This window comes from Algoriphagus sp., from assembly GCF_029254265.1.
GTDB lineage: Bacteria > Bacteroidota > Bacteroidia > Cytophagales > Cyclobacteriaceae > Algoriphagus.
The window spans coordinates 42,009-60,281 of record NZ_JAQWXX010000048.1 but is presented as its reverse complement, the minus strand read 5'-3'; the positions used below and the strand labels follow the sequence as shown (position 1 = coordinate 60,281).

Genomic DNA, 18,273 nt, shown 5'->3' with positions numbered 1-18,273 from the left:
ATTATTATAAACCTTGCGAGATTCCATATGGCCATTAAAAAGAAATTATAATCATATGAAACATTTATTCCTTTTAATTTTCCTTTTGACTTTTGTATTTGCACCATGCTTTGCAAAGCAAAAACCTAATATCATCATCCTGTTTGCGGATGATATGGGCTATGGCGATTTGGGAATCACAGGTCACCCGACGATTCGCACACCCAATCTGGATCAGATGGCGATGGAAGGAATGCGCTGGAGTAATTTTTATTCTGTTTCTCCTGCTTGTACAGCAAGTCGATATGGATTACTGACCGGAAGATATCCGGGAAGATCTGGCTTTGGTTGGGTACTTAATCCGGATTCGCCACGAGGAATTCATCCAAAGGAACTGACTTTGGCAGAAGGCCTAAAATCCCAAGGCTACGCTACTGCCATGTTTGGAAAATGGCACCTCGGCACGACTAAACCCGAATTTTTACCGCTCCAAAATGGCTTTGATGAATATGTGGGTTTGCCTTATAGCAATGATATGATCCCTCCAAAATGGCCGGATATCGCACTCATGTCTGGCAATGACACGCTCGAACTCAATCCAGATCAGACCAAATTGACTCAGCTTTATACGGATCGGGCTATCCAGTTTATGGAAAAGAATAGGGATCAACCTTTCTTTATCTATTTGCCCTATGCGATGCCGCATGTGCCACTTTTCCCGGGGAAAGCTTATCAAGGTAAATCCCGACGAGGTTTGTATGGAGATGTAATTGAAGAAATTGATGCATCGGTGGGGCAGATTTTAGCTTATTTGAAAGCAAATGGATTGGCTGAAAATACGCTGGTTTGGTTTACTTCTGACAACGGGCCTTGGATCATCAAAGGAGATCAGGCTGGCTCGGCCGGACTCTTCCGAGATGGGAAAGGAAGCACTTGGGAGGGCGGGCAGCGCGAACCTTCCATAGCTTGGTGGCCGGGGACGATAGCTGCGGGTTCGGTAGAGATGAATTTGGGAGCGACCAAAGATATTTATGCGACAGCCATGCAGTTGGGAGGAGCGAAAGTTCCTACGGACCGAATTGTAGATGGAGTGAATCTTAGTGGGAATCTGAACCCGAATTTCGGAGCAAAAGCGAATTCTGAAACCTTCTTCTATTTTGGTTTCGATAATACCGTTTTTGCCGTCAGGCAGGGGAAGTGGAAACTTCATATTCGCACGAACAGCCAAACGGGTGAAAGCTATTTTTTAGATCCTCTACCCTTGCTTTTTGATCTGGATACTGATCCTTCGGAAAAGTATAATCTTGCTGCGGCCAATCCTGAAATGGTGAAGCAATTGGAAGAATTGATCCAAAAATTCAATGCTGAGGCTGCGGCTAATCCGAGTTTTTATGATAAAGATGGTTCTACCCCGAATTAAATTGAAACTTGATTATTTTATGGTAATTGGCACTGGAGGTTAATTTCCGGATGGGTGAGCCTTTCGGGATTTTCGGTTTTGGGCTGGTTTGCAAGCCGTTAAGAAAATGACTTAGCTCCCAAGGTACGAGGGAGATCCAGTCATTTTTAGGTGCGCAAGGCAGCACAAAATTCCGCTGTTTCTTCACATCATATCAATAAATAAAGCTGACAGCGGAAAGAAAAAACTGAGGCTCAGGGCTTTTTGGTCACTTTTTGGCCGCCAAAAAGTGACAAAGATAAATGGCTAGAATTTGGCTTTATGAGCTTGGAAGGTTCAAACTTCGCTTTAGTAAAATAAGTATCCTTCTTTATACCATATAGTTTTAGTCCAAAACCTATTTTACTTCCTCACTAAAGTCAGGGGAAGAACCATAAAGATTAACCCCCAAAAAAAATTAAAAAACGCTAGGAAATTAGGAGCATTTTAATCCATTATTACATCTTTTGGGAAATAGGTTTGTCCTTCTCCTTGTTTAGTGACTTGCCATCGTAGATTTTTGGTTTCGGGGAAATAAGTGACTTTGATTTCGCTTAGGGTCCTTGAATAGGCACTTAAAATTCTTCATGAAAATACATTTTCAAACACCTTATGGAGAGCTATGGAGTATTCTTCATAGCTACAGTCCATTCTTTTCCCCTCAAAGTATACCCCGCAATGTTCGCCTTTGAAACTAGTTGGTATGGACCCTCTTATAGAATTTTTTGGGCTTAGGTCAATTACAAAACTACTTTCGCCATCATCCACCCACCATCGATAGGAGCCTGAGATGTCTTGGGAAAAAACATCTGGAGAAACGAAAAGCATTAAAATGAGGATTATTGGTTTCCAAAAGTGCTTTTTAAGTTCGAATGGTATCATACTATAATATCAATTATTTTTCCAGTTTCTAAATTAAAAACAATAATTGTATTCATCGAAACTAGTAGGATTACTCTAAATAGGAGGATAAGTTTTATTTTTTAAATTAAATCACCCTCCTTTCAGTTTTTTTAAAAGAGGGGGATAAGTAACTTTGATTTCACTGCTTGTATCTTGAATAAAAAAGCTCTATTTCTAGAGCTTCAATTTAGATAATGGTTTAATTTTTTTCTACTTCAATAATTATAAAATCTACTTTATCAAAAGTAAATCAATCTTATCCTTGTAATTAAATTATTATTTGATTTTATACTTATTGCAGAACTCACATATTCTGCTCCATTTTTTAAATAAATAACGTTATCCACACTACCTGCGGAGTAGCTTGGTAAAAAATTACTTATCATACTTGTTTTATCCCCTACTTTAAGATAAACATTGTTGTTTCCAATAGCAAATGCACTTGAGTTCAATTCAAACCCATACAGCCTATCAGTAAAATAGAACTCATTTCCAGAATACTTGTACAGTGTACCAACCTTTTCATCCATTTCAAAAACATAGGGTTGTGATGAAGTAGGAGAACCAAACATTTGAATAACCTTTTCAATTCCATCAAAAATATCAATAGTATTTGAATTTGATATTTTTTTGATAGTCAAATTATTGACATCAAGTGAGGTGGTTTTTGGAGTTTTAGGAATTAATTGGGCGTGAGAGCTAAAAGCAGCAACCATTGTCAATATAACTGTGAAGAATATGTTTTTCATTTTTTAAATATTTTAATTATTACAAGGATTAAAAGAAACATTCCCTTGGGAATCATACCGAAATTTCATGTAGTTTTCTGGGTTAACTCTTATTTGTTTGCTATTTGAGTTAAGTTTTGTTGCCTCAATGTGGACATGTTTCTTTACGTATTGATCTCCAGCATTGCCTGTGGCTCCAGACAAACCTACTGCCTGCCCTTTTTCAATAACATCACCCTTACCAACCCAAACATAATTCAAGTGATTATATGAAAGATAAAACACTTCCCCGTTTGAATCTATTGATTTTATTTTCACATAGTTTCCTAAACTTCTGCTTATATATTTATTTGGAGTAATATGAGAGACTACTTCATCCACAACTCCAGGATGAACGCTAAATACAGGTGTGCCTGGAGTAGTAGCAATATCTAGGCCCCAATGTGGCTTTGGAGATCCATCATCATATTTCCTTGCTGTTGCAGAATATCTTCCACTATTTTTACCTGTCCAAGCAGTAGTATTCTGTATAGCAATTGAATATGTTGGTATATCATCACAAGGTGGAGATAGTTGTTCACATAGTACCCGTTCACTAAGAGGAGCTTTGCAGCAAGGGCAGTCCAGATCTAAAGATCCACAAGGCACCACTTGACCCTCCATAAACGGATTAGGCTCGTAGCAGCCTGGATCTTCTCCTCCTGTACCAGGACCACTATCCGGTGGGGCTATTTTTTCTGGAACCTGTGTAAATTCACAATCCCAAAGTTCAATTTGTGCCACGACCTCGGGTTCGCCATCTCCCGCCTGGACATAGGTGGTAATAGTAGTCACCTCACAGGTGTAGTTCCAATCGGATGTTCTTGCGTTGTTTTTTCCTGATTCAGCAGGAGCTGGTTTTCGATACGATTCTGCTCTGGTTCTTTCCCCTGATTCTATAATCCAAGAACCAACGAATCCTCCATCCAAATTGAAAAACATATATTTGCCGCTGAAATCTTTTGGAATCTGGTTCAGATTGAGATGCTTCAAATTTTTGTTTTTTGAATCAAATGAATCTTCGCCATTTTCGATCTTAAATAAATAAGGTTTGAATTGATTCTCTTGCAGTTGGAAAAGTAGAATTCGATAATCGCCAGAATTTTTTTTAAAATTTTTATTTCCTTGTGCAAAGAGGTTTTTTACAGAAAGGTTCACGGGGATTTCCAGCACTTTTCTTCCCTTATGGATATACTCTATGGACTTTTTCCAATCCGGCTCCCCAGCTATCAAATTATTAATTCTGAAATTCTGGTTTCCAGACGTGACAGGACTAGTCCTGTACCAGTTTTGAGCATTTGAAATTAGGGTTTCATCAATTTTTGAGGTAGGATCTAACTCAAGTTCTTGCTCAATACAGCTTCCGATTAGGGCAATTAACCCTAAAGCAACTACCCATTTTAAATGGGAAAATCTTCCTTTTGGTTTCATACTTATTTTTAAGTAAAATGAAACCTTGGCCAAGGCTATCCATTATTCATAAGACCTTCTTCTGAACTAAGGACACTGGCAACATATTATTATTATTATTATTATTATTATCCAAACTAAATTTTTATGAAAAAGAATATTTTTAAAAAACAATAACCAGTATTGGGTATTTTTTGAAGGTTTTTGATCTAGTTTGGATTATAAGAAATAAATAAAACGCATGAAATATTTAGGCAACATCCTCCTTGCAGGATCCTTTCTCCTTTTCTCCTGTGGAAAAAAGGCCCAAGAAATCCCCAAACCGGCCAAGCCAAATATCCTGATTATCCTTTCGGACGATCAGGGGACTTTAGACTTGAATAGCTACGGTTCGACGGATTTGGCTACGCCAAATTTGGATCGAATGGCTAGTCGGGGGGTTCGATTTACTCAGTTCTATGCGGCGGCACCTGTTTGTTCCCCTTCTCGAGCCAGTTTGTTGACAGGCAAATACAATTTCAACGCTGGACTTTTTGGGAATGTCGATACGCCAAACAATGATCCGGAAGGATTGTCTGGATTGCCAACAGAGGAGATCACGATGGCGGAGGTTTTCCGACCTGCAGGTTATCGAACAGCAGCTATTGGGAAGTGGCATTTGGGACATAACCCAGAGAAATTACCCAATGGTCAGGGCTTCGATTATTTCTTTGGACACCAGCGGGGATGCATCGATAACTATTCCCACTTCTTTTATTGGAATGGGCCAAATCTTCATGATCTCTACCAAAATGAGCAGGAAATCTATCGAGAAGGGCAATTCTTTGGTGACTTGATGGTGGAGGAAGTGAAGCAATTCACCCAACCTTCGGCTGATCCCTTCTTTATTTATTGGGCGATCAATATGCCACACTATCCTTATCAAGGTCGCGAATCTTGGCTAAAGCATTATGAAAATCTGCCAAGCCCTCGCCGTGAATATGCTGCATTCCTTTCCACACTAGATGAATTGGTAGGCAATGTGCTGGATCATTTGGAGCAAACGGGCCAGTTGGAAAATACCATTATCGTCTTTCAATCTGATCACGGACACAGTACCGAAGAGCGAGCCTATTTCGGTGGAGGAAATGCAGGACCTTTTGCCGGAGCTAAATTCAGCATGCTCGAGGGAGGCATCCGAGTTCCGGCGATTATTTCCTGGCCTGGGCAAATTCCTGAAGGTGAAGTTCGCCATCAATGGGCCGGAGCGGTGGATTGGCTGCCGACTTTAGCGGATTATGCCGAAGTGGAAATCCCCAACCCCACTGAGTTGGACGGACTAAGTCTGCGAAAAGTAATCTCTGAGAATGCGTCTTCTCCACATGATCTGATGCACTGGGGGACTGGAAATCCTGAGAATCCAAAAGCTTCTTGGGCTGTGCGAAAAGGACCTTGGAAGCTCTTGGGAAATCCCACTGACCCAACGAACAAACTCACTTTTGGCGAAGCCGATCAACTCTATCTGGTCAATTTGGAACGAGATAGTACTGAAGCGAAGAATTTGGCAACTGAAAACTCCGAGGTGTTAGCCGAACTGCTGAAACTTCATGAAGATTGGCTAAAAGGGATTTTGGACCGATAGCTGTTTTTTAATGGCATTTACGTCACATTTTCCTTACCTTATTTGCGAGAATTCACCCAAACCCAAAACTCAAATTAACCGAAAACCTATGAACAGACGCATTGCTCTGCGACATCTGGCACTAATCTCCGGAGGACTCGCCCTGATTCCTTCCTGCGATTTCAGTTCGGATGATATACTCGCAGCATACGACAAACTCAAAGTCACCGCTTCTCAAAAAACGCTACTCGGTGATATTTCCAATACGATTATTCCTGCAGGGGAAATCAAAGGAGCCTTGGATTTAGAGGTTCCGGATTTTATCCTTGTGATGATCAACGATTGTTACACCGCTGAAAACCAGGCTCTTTTTACCAAAGGGTTTGCAGCTTTTCCTGACTATGTGAAGAAAACAGGTGGGAGTAATTTTGAAAAACTGGATACAAAAAAGAAGGAGGAAATCATCCAAGCTGGCACCAAACTGGAAGGAGGAGAAACCGAAGAGGGACAGACCAACAAGGCAATTTCTTATTTCCTGAATACAACCAAGCGATTTACTATCCAAGGCTACATGGCCTCTGAATACATTCAAACCGAAGTAATCCCATACTCATTGATTCCTGGCGAATACAATGGTGCTGTGTTGATTACTGACCTTCAAAAACCTCGCATCAATGGCTAATCTGAATATTAGAAGTAAACAAGAACGAACTTATGAAGCGATTGTGGTCGGTTCGGGAATCAGTGGAAGCTGGGCTGCAAAAGAACTCTGTGACTTGGGCGTGAAAACCCTGATGATCGAGCGTGGTCGCAATGTGGAACACATCAAAGATTATCCCACCACCAACCTACTTCCTTACGAATTTCCGCATCGCGGACAAATGCCTCAGGAAGTGAAAGATGCCAATCCGGTGGTAAGTAAGTGCTATGCTTTCAATGAAGACGCCGCTCATTTTTTCGTAAAAGATGCAGAGCATCCTTATGTACAAGAAAAGCCTTTTGATTGGATCCGGGGCTATCAAGTAGGAGGTAAATCTTTGCTATGGGCAAGACAAGTACAGCGCTGGTCGGAATTTGATTTTGAAGGCCCTGCTCGGGATGGTTTTGCGGTGGATTGGCCGATTCGATACAAGGATATTGCTTCCTGGTACAGCCATGTGGAGAAGTTTGCCGGGGTATCTGGGAACAAAGATGGGTTACCTAATTTACCGGATGGGGAGTTTTTGCCGGGTTATGAGTTGAATGTGGTGGAGAAATATTTTGCGGAGCAACTCAAAAAACACTACGGCAATGACCGTCACATGATATCCTCACGCTGTGCGCATATTCACGGAAATGCAGATTATTATGCCCAGCAAGGGCGGGCAATGTGCCAAAATAGAAACCTTTGTCAGCGAGGATGTCCTTTTGGAGGCTATTTTTCTTCCAACTCATCGACCATTCCTTGGGCTTTGAAAACTGGAAATCTCACCTTGAGACCGGACGCTATTGTGCATTCGGTGATCTACGATGAGGAATTAGGTAAAGCCACAGGTGTACGGATCATCGATGCGCATACCAAAGAAATGGAGGAGTTTTATGCTCCGGTACTTTTCATCAATGCAGCCGCCTTGAATACCAATTTGATTTTATTGAATTCCACTTCCAATCGCTTCCCGAATGGCCTTGGAAATGACAATGGGTTAATGGGTAAATATGTGGCTTTCCATAATTACCGAGCACGTGTTTCGGGAGAATACGAGGGGCTTTCTGAATATGCCACTTCCGGCGGAAGACCAACGAGTGGCTATTTCCCAAGATTCCGAAATGTCTATAAGCAGGAGACAGATTTTCTTCGTGGATACGCTGCAGGCTTCTCTGGAGGAAGAGGTGTGAGATCGGATAATAGTGGAATAGGTATGGAGCTGAAAGAAAGCTTGCTCAATCCAGATCAATATGGGCCTTGGCGTGTAGGTTCTCATATGATGGGAGAAACTATCCCAAAAGAAACTAATTATGTGGCTTTGGACGAAAATCTAAAAGATCCATACGGAATGCCTCAGTTGAAGATCAACATTGACTATGATGACAATGATGAGAAGATGACGAAGGATTACATCGAGCAGATGACCGAGATGTTTGAAAAGGCTGGTTTTACGAATATTCAATCCAGTGACAGCAAGCAAGCACCGGGATTAGATATCCATGAGATGGGTGGTATACGAATGGGTAGAGATCCGAAGACTTCTCTGCTTAATGCTAACCATCAGCTTCATGCTGTTCCGAATGTTTATGTGACAGATGGGGCTTCTATGACTTCAACGTCTACTCAGAATCCATCCTTGACCTATATGGCTTTTGCGGCGAGAGCAGCGCATCATGCGGTTGCAGAAAGCAAAAAGTAATTCAGAAAGCTAAGGTTATAAGTATGAAAAATACAGCCCAAATCGAAAGATTTGGGCTTTTTTATTTCTAAGATCATCAAGGAAAAAGAAAATCGTTTTGATTAATTAAAAGATAGTTTATCTTTCAAAAAAAAGCATGAAAAATCTGATTGCAACCTTCCTGCTAAGTGTCATTAGTTTTGGAGTATTTTCTCAAAACTTCACTTACTCAGAGGACTACCCTAAATATTACAAACTATCTAAAATTCAAGACGACCCCAATTTTTATGAAAGTCTTAGATCCAGGTTTAATGAAGAGGGAGAGAATTTCACGAAGAAAGAAGTAATTCGATTGTTGATCGGACAAACTGCCCAAGAAAGCTACAATGCCTATGGAATGGTTGGTTTGGAAAGATCTTTTTTAGCTACAGATCAGGTTTCACCGGATACACTTTTGAAATACGGGAAGTTAGTTTACGAAATGAACCCTGTTGATTTGTCGGTTAACTATGGCCTCTGGAAGGCAAATTCCAAGATTATAAATGAACAGGAAACGAAGAAGTATGAAGCAAGATTTAAGTTAATCGCGGAATCTATTTTGTCTACCGGCGACGGCTCCAAAGAGCGCCCTTATTTTGTGATTTCTCCTATTGATGGTTATGTGTTGATCACCAAATACTATGAAAAAGAAATAGGTACTATGGGTTCAGGCGAGGATGCAAAAGGATACTTCTTAGATATTCTGGAGATGGTTGATGCGCCAGACAATAAAACGCTTCATTTTGTGATTGACCATGGAATGGGTGGATTGAGCAAAATATTGTCAGAGATTGAATAATAGTTTGGGATGTGTAATTCTTTTTTTCAACCCTTCAAGAGTATATGTGTCCGCTAAAAATGAATAACAAACACATGAAACTCTCGGTGACCCTAATGCAAAAGGCCAAAAGTGCTCTTATTCTAGCTGTACTAATAGTCTTGACTAACTCTATTTACTTATCTGCACAAACAAAAAGTGAAAAACTAATGAATAAAGTCTGTGTATTATTAGAGAAAGGCGAAGGGAAATATAAAATTTTGAATAAGACCTTTGCCTTTTCTGAAGAAATAGGGAATGGTTCAGAACTTGAATCAGTCTTCTTTCCTTTAATCAAAGGTGGACAATTAATTTCTGATAGTTTATCTACGCTTATTGGTGAAAAAATTGATATGAATATTTTAGATACATTAATTGATTCATCTTACGAAACGACAATAAGTGATGAGTGTAATTTAAAGTCAATCAAACAATGGCCAAAAAAATCCAATAAATATTGGAGTCTAAAGATTTCTAGTCCTTTAATAATCAATACTAAAGCCAGAACTATCGGATTTCTAATTATAAAATCAAATAGTAATCATAGTGAACTTACTCCCTTAACGGCATTTATGTTTCTATGGGAAAATAATGAATGGATAGAAGTATCTAGGAAAGACTTGCTGTTTCTCGATTGAAAAGGATCAATTATTCAACAACAAAGATGAGATGGTAGATTTTGTGGAAATTAAAATGAGTGTAAAGAAGAAATTTAGGTACTTGTTTCTACTACAAAAAGAACAATTATGACAATAAATTAGATTTACCTGCCGAAGATAGTGTGCGATGCGATCTTAAAAATACAAAAACAGCCCAAGTCGAAAGATTTGGGCTGTTTTCTTAATCAAAAAGGCAACTTGATTCTCTGGTTATATTAATTGACCAATCTTATGGAAAATAGATTGCTTTCATTCTTTAACGATTTTTGACTATGCTTTACTCCTATGTGGTTAAAACCCTTTGGGTACTTGGCAATAGCCTTTGTTGACTTGGTGACGAACTCAAAAAGGCAATTTCCCTAAATCCACATTTCCGCCGGAGAGGATGATTCTGTCATTTTTTAGGAGTTATCTGTTCCTTTAGTCTTTAAAACATCTCATTTCAATGCCGAAGAATATGATTTAAGTCATTAAGGGCTAAATGATTGTCCAAAAATTTAATTTCATTTTTATAAAATGGTAAATTAGGAAAGGATCAATACCTCATCTGGTTTTTGAGGGATTAGAAGTTGGAATTCTGTTAAAAAAACAGGCTTTCAAAAAATTTTTGGAATAAAAGATCTGCGTATGAAAAAGCCAAATTTAACCGATTATGCCAAGCTTTATCAAGATTTTGACTGGCAAAAGGAGCGAAATCAATTATCAGGATTACCCGACGGAAAAGGACTGAATATCGCACATGAAGCGGTGGATAGGCATGCTTCTGGCCACTTGAAAAATACGGTTGCGCTTCGCTTTATCGGAAAGGAGGAAAAGACTAATGATTACTCTTATGGAGATTTAAAAACCCAAACTTCCAAGTTTGCCAATGTACTGGCTGGATTACGATTGAAAAAAGGAGAACGGGTTTTTTCATTATTGGGTCGAGTACCGGACTTGTATATCGCGGCTTTAGGGACGCTGAAATTCAAAGCTGTTTTTTGTCCCTTGTTCTCGGTTTTTGGACCAGAACCCATTTTTCAACGATTGAGTAAGGGTGATGCAAAAGTGTTGGTCACCAATACAAGCTTTTACGAGAAAAAGATAAAGGGACTTCTCGATCGGCTTCCTTCCTTAGAAGTCATCTTACTGACGGACTCAGATGAGCATGTGGATAAGAAAGCTCTTTCATTGACCAAACTCATGGGGGAAGCTTCTGAAGAATTCACTATTCCTCCCACCGATTCGGAAGACCCGGCTTTGTTGCATTTTACAAGCGGAACCACAGGAATGCCGAAAGGTGCTTTACACGTTCACCAGGCCGTACTTACGCATTATACCACCGGGAAATACGTATTGGATTTTCATGAGGGGGATGTTTTTTGGTGTACTGCAGATCCAGGTTGGGTGACCGGCACTTCTTATGGGATCATGGCTCCTCTGGTCAACGGCGTAACCAGCATCATAGATGAAGAGGAATTTGATGCCTTGCGCTGGTATTCCATTTTGGAAAAGCAGAAAGTCAATGTGTGGTATACTGCGCCAACGGCCATCCGAAGATTGATGCGAATGGAACTGGTGCCCAAAGAAAAATATGACCTTTCTAATTTGAGATTGGTACTAAGTGTAGGCGAGCCACTTCACCCCGGAGCTGTGACCTGGGGACAAAAAGCTTTTGGAGTTCCCGTGCTGGATAATTGGTGGCAAACAGAAACTGGGGGGATAATGATTGCCAATTATCGTTCGATGGAGGTAAAACCAGGTTCCATGGGAAAGCCACTTCCCGGAATAATCGCAGCGATTGCTGATATAGAAGGTGAAGATATCAAGATCTATGATCAGCCGGATAATCAAGGTCATTTGGTTTTGAAAAAAGGGTTTCCTTCTCTTTTCAGGGGTTATCTCCATGAGGAAGAACGCTACCAAAAATGCTTTAAAGGAGACTGGTATATCTCTGGGGATCTGGCGAAAATTGATAAGGAGGGTTACTTCTGGTTTATTGGAAGGGCGGATGACATCATCAAAACTTCTGGCCATATGGTTGGTCCATTTGAAGTGGAAAGTACACTTATGAAGCATCCGGCAGTGGTGGAAGCCGCAGTAATCGGAAAACCTGAACCATCTATCGGAGAATTGGTCAAGGCATTTGTAGTCCTGAAAGAAGGCTTTGAACCTACTGACGAAATGAGCCAAGAATTGATTGGCTTCGCCCGAAAGACGATGGGTCCGGCGGTAGCTCCCAAAGAAATTTCCTTTATCGAAAGTCTTCCTAAAACCAAAAGCGGAAAGATCTTGAGAAGGCTGTTGAAAGCCCGTGAATTGGGATTACCGGAAGGAGATTTATCTACACTTGAAAAAGGCTAAAATCATGGAGAAGAAGCAAAAATTAGATGCTAAAGAAGGCCAAAGGCTTTTGCAGCAAATGATACTCATTCGCAGGTTTGAAGAGAAATCTGCTGAAGAATATACCAAGTCCAAAATACGGGGATTCTTGCATCTCTATACGGGTGAGGAGGCAGTTGCTGTTGGCGTTATTCAAGCATTAACTGAAGAGGATAATCTTCTTTGTACTTATCGGGAGCATGGACATGCGCTAGCGAGAGGAGTCGATCCTAATGCAATTATGGCGGAGATGTATGGAAAGCAAGAAGGTTGCAGCAAAGGCCGTGGAGGATCCATGCATCTTTTTGACGCGACCAAGAATTTTTTTGGAGGAAATGCAATCGTCTGCGGGCATTTGCCATTGGCGGTGGGAATGGCTTTGGCAGCAAAAAAGCAAAAGAAAAATAATGTGACTTGTTGCTTTTTTGGCGAGGGAGCTGCAGCAGAAGGTGAGTTTCATGAGTCAATGAATTTAGCCGCATTATGGGAAGTTCCTGTGCTTTTTGTTTGTGAAAATAACCTTTACGCGATGGGTACTGCAATCAAATTAACCCATTCTGTACAGCAATTGGAGAAAAAGGGTCCTGCTTATGGCATTGAATCAGCAGCAGTAGACGGGATGGATCTTTTGGCAGTGATGGAAGCCACAGCAAAAGCGGTGAAGACGATCAAGGAAAAAGGGAAGCCCTATTTTTTGGTTTGTAATACCTATCGATTTCGAGCGCATTCCATGTTTGATGCTGAATTATATCGGGAAAAATCGGAGGTAGAGGAGTGGAAAAAGAAAGATCCGATTCCAAAGTTTCAGGAATTTTTACTGAAGGGAAAACTCATTACGGCTAAGAAAATAACCGAAATCGAAAAAGCTGCGGATGCACAGATTCAAGAAGCGATTGAGTTTGCAGAAAACGGAACTTGGGAAGATACTGAAAACCTGACGCGATTTGTATACTCTGAAACAGAATCGATATGAGCGACATGATCAAAATAACTTACCGAGAGGCTATCAAACAAGCTATTCGAGAAGTCATGCAAAAAGATGAACGGGTTTTCCTAATGGGTGAGGATGTGGGGAATTATGGTGGAGCATTCGCCGTGAGTAAAGGATTGTTGAAGGAATTTGGAGCAGATCGGATTATGGATGTGCCGCTGTCAGAATCCGGATTTACCGGTGCGGGAATTGGGGCTGCCCTTGCCGGGATGAAGCCAATAGTGGAAGTGATGACGGTCAATTTCAGTCTTCTCGCTATGGATCAAATAGTCAACAATGCTTCGACTCTTCTCCATATGTCTGGCGGACAGTTGAATGTTCCAGTGGTGATTCGAATGGGTTGTGGCATAGGTCGTCAGTTGGCGGCGCAGCATTCCCATAGTTGGGAACCGTTTTTTGCCCATGTGCCGGGATTGATTGTGCTTTCCGTAGGTACCCATGAAGATGCAAGAGGGATGTTGCTTTCTGCCATGCAAAGTCCTGATCCGGTAGTCATTTTTGAATATACCTTCATGCTGAATCTGGAGAAAGAAATCCCAGCAGATGCAGGAGCTGTCGAGATCAAAAAAGCCAAGGTCCTTCGCGAAGGAAAAGATATTTCGCTGATCACCTACGGTGCGGGAGTTTACAAATGCTTGGAAGCGGCCGAAGCGCTGGGAGAAGAAGGAATTGATGCCGAAGTGATTGATTTGAGAGTGTTGAGGCCGATGGATGAGGAGACTTTCCTGAATTCCGTGAAAAAGACACATCGAGCGCTAGTTGTAGAAGAAGCATGGAAATCGGTCAGTATTTCATCTGAAGTGATTTCCAGAATTATGGAAAAAGCCTTTTTTGATTTGGATGGGCCTGTAGAAAGACTCTGCGGTGTGGAGGTGCCAATTCCGTATCCCAAGCATTTGGAAGATGCTTCTGTTCCTCAAGTATCGGATATTTTAGAAAAGGTTAAAAAAATGCTAAAGCCATGATCAAGTTTCAAATGCCCAATTTGGGTGCAGATATGGAAGCCGGTACGTTGGTTGAATGGAGAAAACAAACTGGCGAAGTCCTCCATCGAGGTGATATTATTGCTGATGTGGAAACGCAAAAAGGCTTGATAGAAATAGAGGTTTTTGAGGAAGGAACCTTAGAAAAGCTTCTGGTGAAAGAAGGAGAAAAGGTTCCTGTCGGTACCGTTTTGGCTTTGATCAATGACGGAAAAGCTGAAGTTTCCGAATCTGTTATTCCTGCTGAGGAAGCTCAAAAACCGGAAATTCATCCTATTGAGGAAAAGACAGAAACACCTCATGAGAAAACTGAAGAAGGAGAGAGAATAAAGATTTCCCCTTTGGCAAGGAAAATTGCTGAGGCTAATCAGGTTGATATTTCCTTGTTGAAAGGAACAGGTCCCGAGGGGTCGATTGTGAAAAAAGACGTTGAAGAGGCTATTTCCGAAGGGGAAAAGCCAACTCAAGAAGTTGAAAAGAAAACAGAGGAAATAAAAGAAATTTCAGCAAAACCTGTTACGGCAAATGCCAATGCTGTGCGGATGGCTGTGGCTGCTGCCATGAGTAAGTCCAACCGCGAGATTCCTCATTACTATCTGGAAAAAAGGATGGACATGTCCAAAGCCATGGATTGGGTGAAGGAAGCCAACAAAGAGCTGCCGATTCAAAAGCGTCTATTACCTGTTGCTCTTTTGATCAAAGCAGTAGCAAAAGCATTGGATGAAGTTCCGGATCTCAATGCAACATGGGAAAATGGGCTTCAGCGGAAAAACGAAATCAATATAGGTTTTGTGGTTTCCTTGAGATCTGGTGGGATTGTCGTTCCGGCTATCCTTCAGACAGATTCGAAATCTGTGGACGAAATCATGGAAAACCTCAACGATCTTATCCCTAGAGCACGAGCCTTCAAATTGAGAAGCTCAGAGCTCAGTCAGTCCACATTTACCATCACTAGCATCGGAGAAGGAGGAGCGGATAAAGTCTTTGGACTGATTTATCCGCCACAGGTTGGGATTGTCGGTTTTGGAGAAATCAGCGAGCAGCCATTTGCCGACGAAGGCATGTTGGGAATTCGGCCAGTTGTAGACGTGACTTTGGCAGCAGATCATCGTGCTACGGATGGATTAATAGGAAGCAAGTTTTTAGCAGCACTCAATAGACACTTACAAAATCCCGAAGAATTATGACCGAGGAAGAAATCAAGAAAACAGTTTTTCAATTATTGCAAAGGATTGCCCCAGAGACAGACCCCTCGCAGCTGATGCCCGAAGAGAATATCCGAGAAGCACTAAATATCGATTCTTTTGATGCTCTTCAGTTTATCGTGTCAATTAGCGAGAAACTGAATGTAGATATCCCTGAAGAGGACTATGGAAAAACCAGTAATCTCAAATCCTTATTGGCTTATTTGGAAAAGAAGGTGAAAAAGTGATTTTGTCAAATTGCTCTTTAGTCTTTATCAAAAAGGTAATTTCCCTAAATCCACATTTCCACCGGATAGGATAATTCCTACTTTTTTTCCTTTGAAGCGCTCTTTATTTGCCAACAAGGCAGCAAGCGGTACTGCGCAGGAAGGTTCGATGATAATCTTCATTCGTTCATAGATCAGGCGCATAGCGGCGATAATCTGTGGATCTGTCGCTAAAAGGATATCAGACACATACTTCTGGATCAGTTCAAAATTCAGAACTCCAAGAGAAGTGAGTAATCCATCGGCAATGGTGTTTGGGCCTGTTTGTGGAATAATTTTACCTGCATGGAAGGAGCGATAGGCATCATCTGCACCTGCAGGTTCCGCACCGATCACCTCTATTTCAGGATCCCAATGATGGGTAAGTAAGGCTGTTCCACCCAAAAGGCCACCCCCGCCCACAGGAGCCATGATAATTTCCAGGTCATCCTGTTCCTCATGAAATTCCAATGCGCAAGTTGCTTGCCCTTCGATCACATCCATAAAATCATAAGGAGGAATAAATGTCGCTCCGGTACGTTTTACGACCGCTTCAAGCGTAGTCTCACGTGCTTTGAGATTAGGTTCACACTCAATAATTTCTCCACCATAGCCCTTCACTGCTTTTTTCTTAATCTCCGGTGCATTGGAAGGCATCACGATGTAAGAAGGTATTCCAGCCACAGTTGCAGCACGGGCAAGTGCAGCAGCATGATTTCCGCTACTATGCGTGGCTACACCCTTTTTCTTTTGCTCATCAGTTAGTTTCATGACCGCGTTTGCAGCGCCACGAGCTTTGAAAGCTCCAACCTTCTGGAAGTTTTCACATTTGAAATAAATCTCACAACCTGCCATCTCATTGATGGTGGAATTGGTCAAGATTGGAGTTTTATGAATAAATGATTTGATCCGAACTGCGGCAAATCGAATGTCGTTCAGTGAAGGGAAGTGGGTGTTTTCCATGTCGAAAAGTAGGAATTTCTTTTTGCCTATGAAATGTTAAGGGATAGATTCTCGTCAGATGATTTAGGGCTTTCAATTATTTTTTAAATCTTCGGGCATGAATTGGAATGAGATTGATTTTTACCCGATCATGGGAGAGTCGCTGAATAGCAAGAATACGATGAAACTGGATTTCAGTCCTGCAAATAAGGAATTGGAAAATGTGGATTTGGGGAATACTGCAGTATTCAATGAGTTTGTTTTTGACCAGTTGAAAGGGTCTAGTAAGACTTACGGAGTAGGTGGTTATCTCGAGCATCGGGCTATTTATCGTAGAAGTGAGCGATTTGAGACTTCGGATGCTGACTTTCGTAATATTCATTTGGGAGTGGATATTTGGACGACTGCTGGCGCAGCAGTTTATGCACCTTTGGATGGGAAGATTTTTTCGATTCAGGATAATGAAGGTTTTGGTGATTATGGCCCAACTATCATCTTGAAGCATAGTCTGAATGGTAAGACACTGTATTCACTTTATGGGCATTTGACCAAAACAGATTTGCAGCTTTTTGAAAAGGGCCAAGAAGTCAAAGCAGGAACAGTTCTCTGCCATGTCGGTCCATTCCCAGAAAATGGAGATTGGCCACCACATTTACACTTTCAATTGATGTGGGAATTGGGCGAGAAATTTGGTGATTATCCAGGCGTCTGTGCCAAGCGGGAGTTAGACTATTATTCTGAAAATTGTCCTAATCCCAATCTGGTCTTGAACTGTGAAGTTTTGGATTAAGTATTTGCTTCGGTGATTAGTCTTAATCCTTCCAGTGTAAGATTTCGATCCACCTCATCGAAAATTTTCTCCAATGGTGTCAAGACTGCGGATAATCCTCCGGTTGCGATTACTTTGAATTCCAGCTTTGCTTCCTGACTGATGGTTTCCAGCATACCTTTGATCAAGCTACTATAGCCATAAAAAATCCCTGCCTGAATTGCGTGTATCGTATTTTTCCCGATGGCCGATTCGGGGACTTTCAGAGCAACTTCCGGGAGTTTGGAAGTATTGGAAAAAAGTGATTTAATAGCTGTTTTGATCCCAGGAACGATATTGACCCCAAGCACTTCGCCGTTTTCATTGATTACAGTAAAGGTAAGCGCCGTTCCAAAATCGACGATAATTACAGGTCTTTGAAATCTTTTAAATCCTGCCATCACATTACACATCAGGTCAGTTCCCATTTCTTGTGGCCTGCTTGTTTTGACTGGAAGCTTCGAATAGCTTTTTGCAGAAATGAGGTAGGGTTTTTTGCCTAAAAAGTTTACGCAAAAGTCAGTGATGATCTTATTGATTTCAGGGACTACTGAGCTATAACCTATTTGGGAAATATCCTGTGGTCCAATTCCATGCTCTAAAAAATAGAGCGGGACTTTTTTGCTGAGCTGAATTCCTAGCGTTTCAAAATTTGTTTCGAGGCGGAATTGATTTTTCCATCGGTTTTCTCTTCTGTCATAAAGAGCAAAAACTACATTGGAATTCCCCGCGTCAATCGCTAAAAACATATACCTTGGTTTTC

17 protein-coding genes are annotated in these 18,273 nt (G+C 41.2%); 12 read left to right on the top strand and 5 right to left on the bottom strand.

The features are described 5' to 3' along the window. Positions 1 to 55: 55 nt before the first annotated feature. Entirely contained in the window at positions 56 to 1,399 is a 1,344-nt protein-coding gene (locus P8O16_RS07260; RefSeq protein ID WP_300312618.1) for a sulfatase, read from the top strand. Between the two features lie 603 nt (positions 1,400 to 2,002). Here the strand turns inward: P8O16_RS07260 and P8O16_RS07255 are convergent. The 3 genes from P8O16_RS07255 to P8O16_RS07245 all read right to left on the bottom strand — a co-directional run bounded on the left by P8O16_RS07255 (position 2,003) and on the right by P8O16_RS07245 (position 4,518). Beyond that, entirely contained in the window at positions 2,003 to 2,245 is a 243-nt protein-coding gene (locus P8O16_RS07255) for a hypothetical protein (protein WP_300312615.1), read from the bottom strand. A gap of 314 nt (positions 2,246 to 2,559) precedes the next feature. Further along, positions 2,560 to 3,069: a hypothetical protein gene (locus P8O16_RS07250; protein ID WP_300312612.1), complete on the bottom strand. Its 510-nt coding sequence runs from the start codon at positions 3,067 to 3,069 to the stop codon at positions 2,560 to 2,562. Between the two features lie 12 nt (positions 3,070 to 3,081). Beyond that, on the bottom strand, positions 3,082 to 4,518 hold the full coding sequence (locus P8O16_RS07245; RefSeq protein WP_300312610.1) for a M23 family metallopeptidase: 1,437 nt from the start codon (positions 4,516 to 4,518) through the stop codon (positions 3,082 to 3,084). A 220-nt stretch (positions 4,519 to 4,738) separates the two neighbouring features. Here P8O16_RS07245 and P8O16_RS07240 point away from each other — a divergent pair, with 220 nt between their 5' ends. The 10 genes from P8O16_RS07240 to P8O16_RS07195 all read left to right on the top strand — a co-directional run bounded on the left by P8O16_RS07240 (position 4,739) and on the right by P8O16_RS07195 (position 15,742). After that, a complete protein-coding gene (locus tag P8O16_RS07240) occupies positions 4,739 to 6,118 on the top strand; it encodes a sulfatase-like hydrolase/transferase (RefSeq protein ID WP_300312607.1) in 1,380 nt (459 codons plus the stop codon). Positions 6,119 to 6,206: 88 nt separating this feature from the next. Next, on the top strand, positions 6,207 to 6,779 hold the full coding sequence (locus P8O16_RS07235) for a gluconate 2-dehydrogenase subunit 3 family protein (protein WP_300312604.1): 573 nt from the start codon (positions 6,207 to 6,209) through the stop codon (positions 6,777 to 6,779). Further along, the gene (locus P8O16_RS07230; protein WP_300312601.1) at positions 6,772 to 8,481 is read left to right on the top strand and encodes a GMC family oxidoreductase; all 1,710 of its coding nucleotides are present in this window, start codon (positions 6,772 to 6,774) and stop codon (positions 8,479 to 8,481) included. The genes P8O16_RS07235 and P8O16_RS07230 overlap by 8 nt, the downstream gene beginning before the upstream one ends. 136 nt (positions 8,482 to 8,617) lie before the next feature. Beyond that, the gene (locus P8O16_RS07225) at positions 8,618 to 9,298 is read left to right on the top strand and encodes a DUF4919 domain-containing protein (protein ID WP_300312598.1); all 681 of its coding nucleotides are present in this window, start codon (positions 8,618 to 8,620) and stop codon (positions 9,296 to 9,298) included. Between the two features lie 95 nt (positions 9,299 to 9,393). After that, positions 9,394 to 9,954, top strand: coding sequence for a hypothetical protein (locus P8O16_RS07220; protein WP_300312596.1), 561 nt, complete (start codon positions 9,394 to 9,396; stop codon positions 9,952 to 9,954). A 648-nt stretch (positions 9,955 to 10,602) separates the two neighbouring features. Further along, entirely contained in the window at positions 10,603 to 12,318 is a 1,716-nt protein-coding gene (gene acsA, locus P8O16_RS07215) for an acetate--CoA ligase (protein WP_300312593.1), read from the top strand. A 4-nt stretch (positions 12,319 to 12,322) separates the two neighbouring features. Continuing rightward, positions 12,323 to 13,309: a pyruvate dehydrogenase (acetyl-transferring) E1 component subunit alpha gene (gene pdhA, locus P8O16_RS07210; protein WP_300312591.1), complete on the top strand. Its 987-nt coding sequence runs from the start codon at positions 12,323 to 12,325 to the stop codon at positions 13,307 to 13,309. Further along, a complete protein-coding gene (locus P8O16_RS07205; RefSeq protein ID WP_300312589.1) occupies positions 13,306 to 14,292 on the top strand; it encodes an alpha-ketoacid dehydrogenase subunit beta in 987 nt (328 codons plus the stop codon). Before pdhA ends, P8O16_RS07205 begins: the two co-directional genes overlap by 4 nt. Beyond that, the gene (locus P8O16_RS07200; protein ID WP_300312586.1) at positions 14,289 to 15,497 is read left to right on the top strand and encodes a dihydrolipoamide acetyltransferase family protein; all 1,209 of its coding nucleotides are present in this window, start codon (positions 14,289 to 14,291) and stop codon (positions 15,495 to 15,497) included. The genes P8O16_RS07205 and P8O16_RS07200 overlap by 4 nt, the downstream gene beginning before the upstream one ends. After that, positions 15,494 to 15,742, top strand: a complete 249-nt coding sequence (locus P8O16_RS07195) for an acyl carrier protein (protein WP_300312582.1) — start codon at positions 15,494 to 15,496, stop codon at positions 15,740 to 15,742. Before P8O16_RS07200 ends, P8O16_RS07195 begins: the two co-directional genes overlap by 4 nt. A gap of 27 nt (positions 15,743 to 15,769) precedes the next feature. Here P8O16_RS07195 and P8O16_RS07190 read toward each other — a convergent pair whose 3' ends face one another. Further along, positions 15,770 to 16,723 (bottom strand): pyridoxal-phosphate dependent enzyme, encoded by a 954-nt coding sequence (locus P8O16_RS07190; protein ID WP_300312579.1) that lies wholly within the window; start codon positions 16,721 to 16,723, stop codon positions 15,770 to 15,772. Between the two features lie 97 nt (positions 16,724 to 16,820). Here P8O16_RS07190 and P8O16_RS07185 point away from each other — a divergent pair, with 97 nt between their 5' ends. Beyond that, on the top strand, positions 16,821 to 17,492 hold the full coding sequence (locus tag P8O16_RS07185) for a peptidoglycan DD-metalloendopeptidase family protein (RefSeq protein ID WP_300312576.1): 672 nt from the start codon (positions 16,821 to 16,823) through the stop codon (positions 17,490 to 17,492). Here P8O16_RS07185 and P8O16_RS07180 read toward each other — a convergent pair. Then, positions 17,489 to 18,259 (bottom strand): type III pantothenate kinase, encoded by a 771-nt coding sequence (locus P8O16_RS07180; RefSeq protein WP_300312572.1) that lies wholly within the window; start codon positions 18,257 to 18,259, stop codon positions 17,489 to 17,491. The two genes, P8O16_RS07185 and P8O16_RS07180, sit on opposite strands and share 4 nt — an antisense overlap. Positions 18,260 to 18,273 lie beyond the last annotated feature (14 nt).

Coding starts and splice junctions, on each gene's coding strand:
- P8O16_RS07260 (WP_300312618.1), top strand. CDS start 56: ATGAAACATTTATTCCTTTTAATTTTCCTTTTGACTTTTGTATTTGCA.
- P8O16_RS07255 (WP_300312615.1), bottom strand. CDS start 2,245: ATGCTTTTCGTTTCTCCAGATGTTTTTTCCCAAGACATCTCAGGCTCC.
- P8O16_RS07250 (WP_300312612.1), bottom strand. CDS start 3,069: ATGAAAAACATATTCTTCACAGTTATATTGACAATGGTTGCTGCTTTT.
- P8O16_RS07245 (WP_300312610.1), bottom strand. CDS start 4,518: ATGAAACCAAAAGGAAGATTTTCCCATTTAAAATGGGTAGTTGCTTTA.
- P8O16_RS07240 (WP_300312607.1), top strand. CDS start 4,739: ATGAAATATTTAGGCAACATCCTCCTTGCAGGATCCTTTCTCCTTTTC.
- P8O16_RS07235 (WP_300312604.1), top strand. CDS start 6,207: ATGAACAGACGCATTGCTCTGCGACATCTGGCACTAATCTCCGGAGGA.
- P8O16_RS07230 (WP_300312601.1), top strand. CDS start 6,772: ATGGCTAATCTGAATATTAGAAGTAAACAAGAACGAACTTATGAAGCG.
- P8O16_RS07225 (WP_300312598.1), top strand. CDS start 8,618: ATGAAAAATCTGATTGCAACCTTCCTGCTAAGTGTCATTAGTTTTGGA.
- P8O16_RS07220 (WP_300312596.1), top strand. CDS start 9,394: ATGCAAAAGGCCAAAAGTGCTCTTATTCTAGCTGTACTAATAGTCTTG.
- acsA (WP_300312593.1), top strand. CDS start 10,603: ATGAAAAAGCCAAATTTAACCGATTATGCCAAGCTTTATCAAGATTTT.
- pdhA (WP_300312591.1), top strand. CDS start 12,323: ATGGAGAAGAAGCAAAAATTAGATGCTAAAGAAGGCCAAAGGCTTTTG.
- P8O16_RS07205 (WP_300312589.1), top strand. CDS start 13,306: ATGAGCGACATGATCAAAATAACTTACCGAGAGGCTATCAAACAAGCT.
- P8O16_RS07200 (WP_300312586.1), top strand. CDS start 14,289: ATGATCAAGTTTCAAATGCCCAATTTGGGTGCAGATATGGAAGCCGGT.
- P8O16_RS07195 (WP_300312582.1), top strand. CDS start 15,494: ATGACCGAGGAAGAAATCAAGAAAACAGTTTTTCAATTATTGCAAAGG.
- P8O16_RS07190 (WP_300312579.1), bottom strand. CDS start 16,723: ATGGAAAACACCCACTTCCCTTCACTGAACGACATTCGATTTGCCGCA.
- P8O16_RS07185 (WP_300312576.1), top strand. CDS start 16,821: ATGAATTGGAATGAGATTGATTTTTACCCGATCATGGGAGAGTCGCTG.
- P8O16_RS07180 (WP_300312572.1), bottom strand. CDS start 18,259: ATGTTTTTAGCGATTGACGCGGGGAATTCCAATGTAGTTTTTGCTCTT.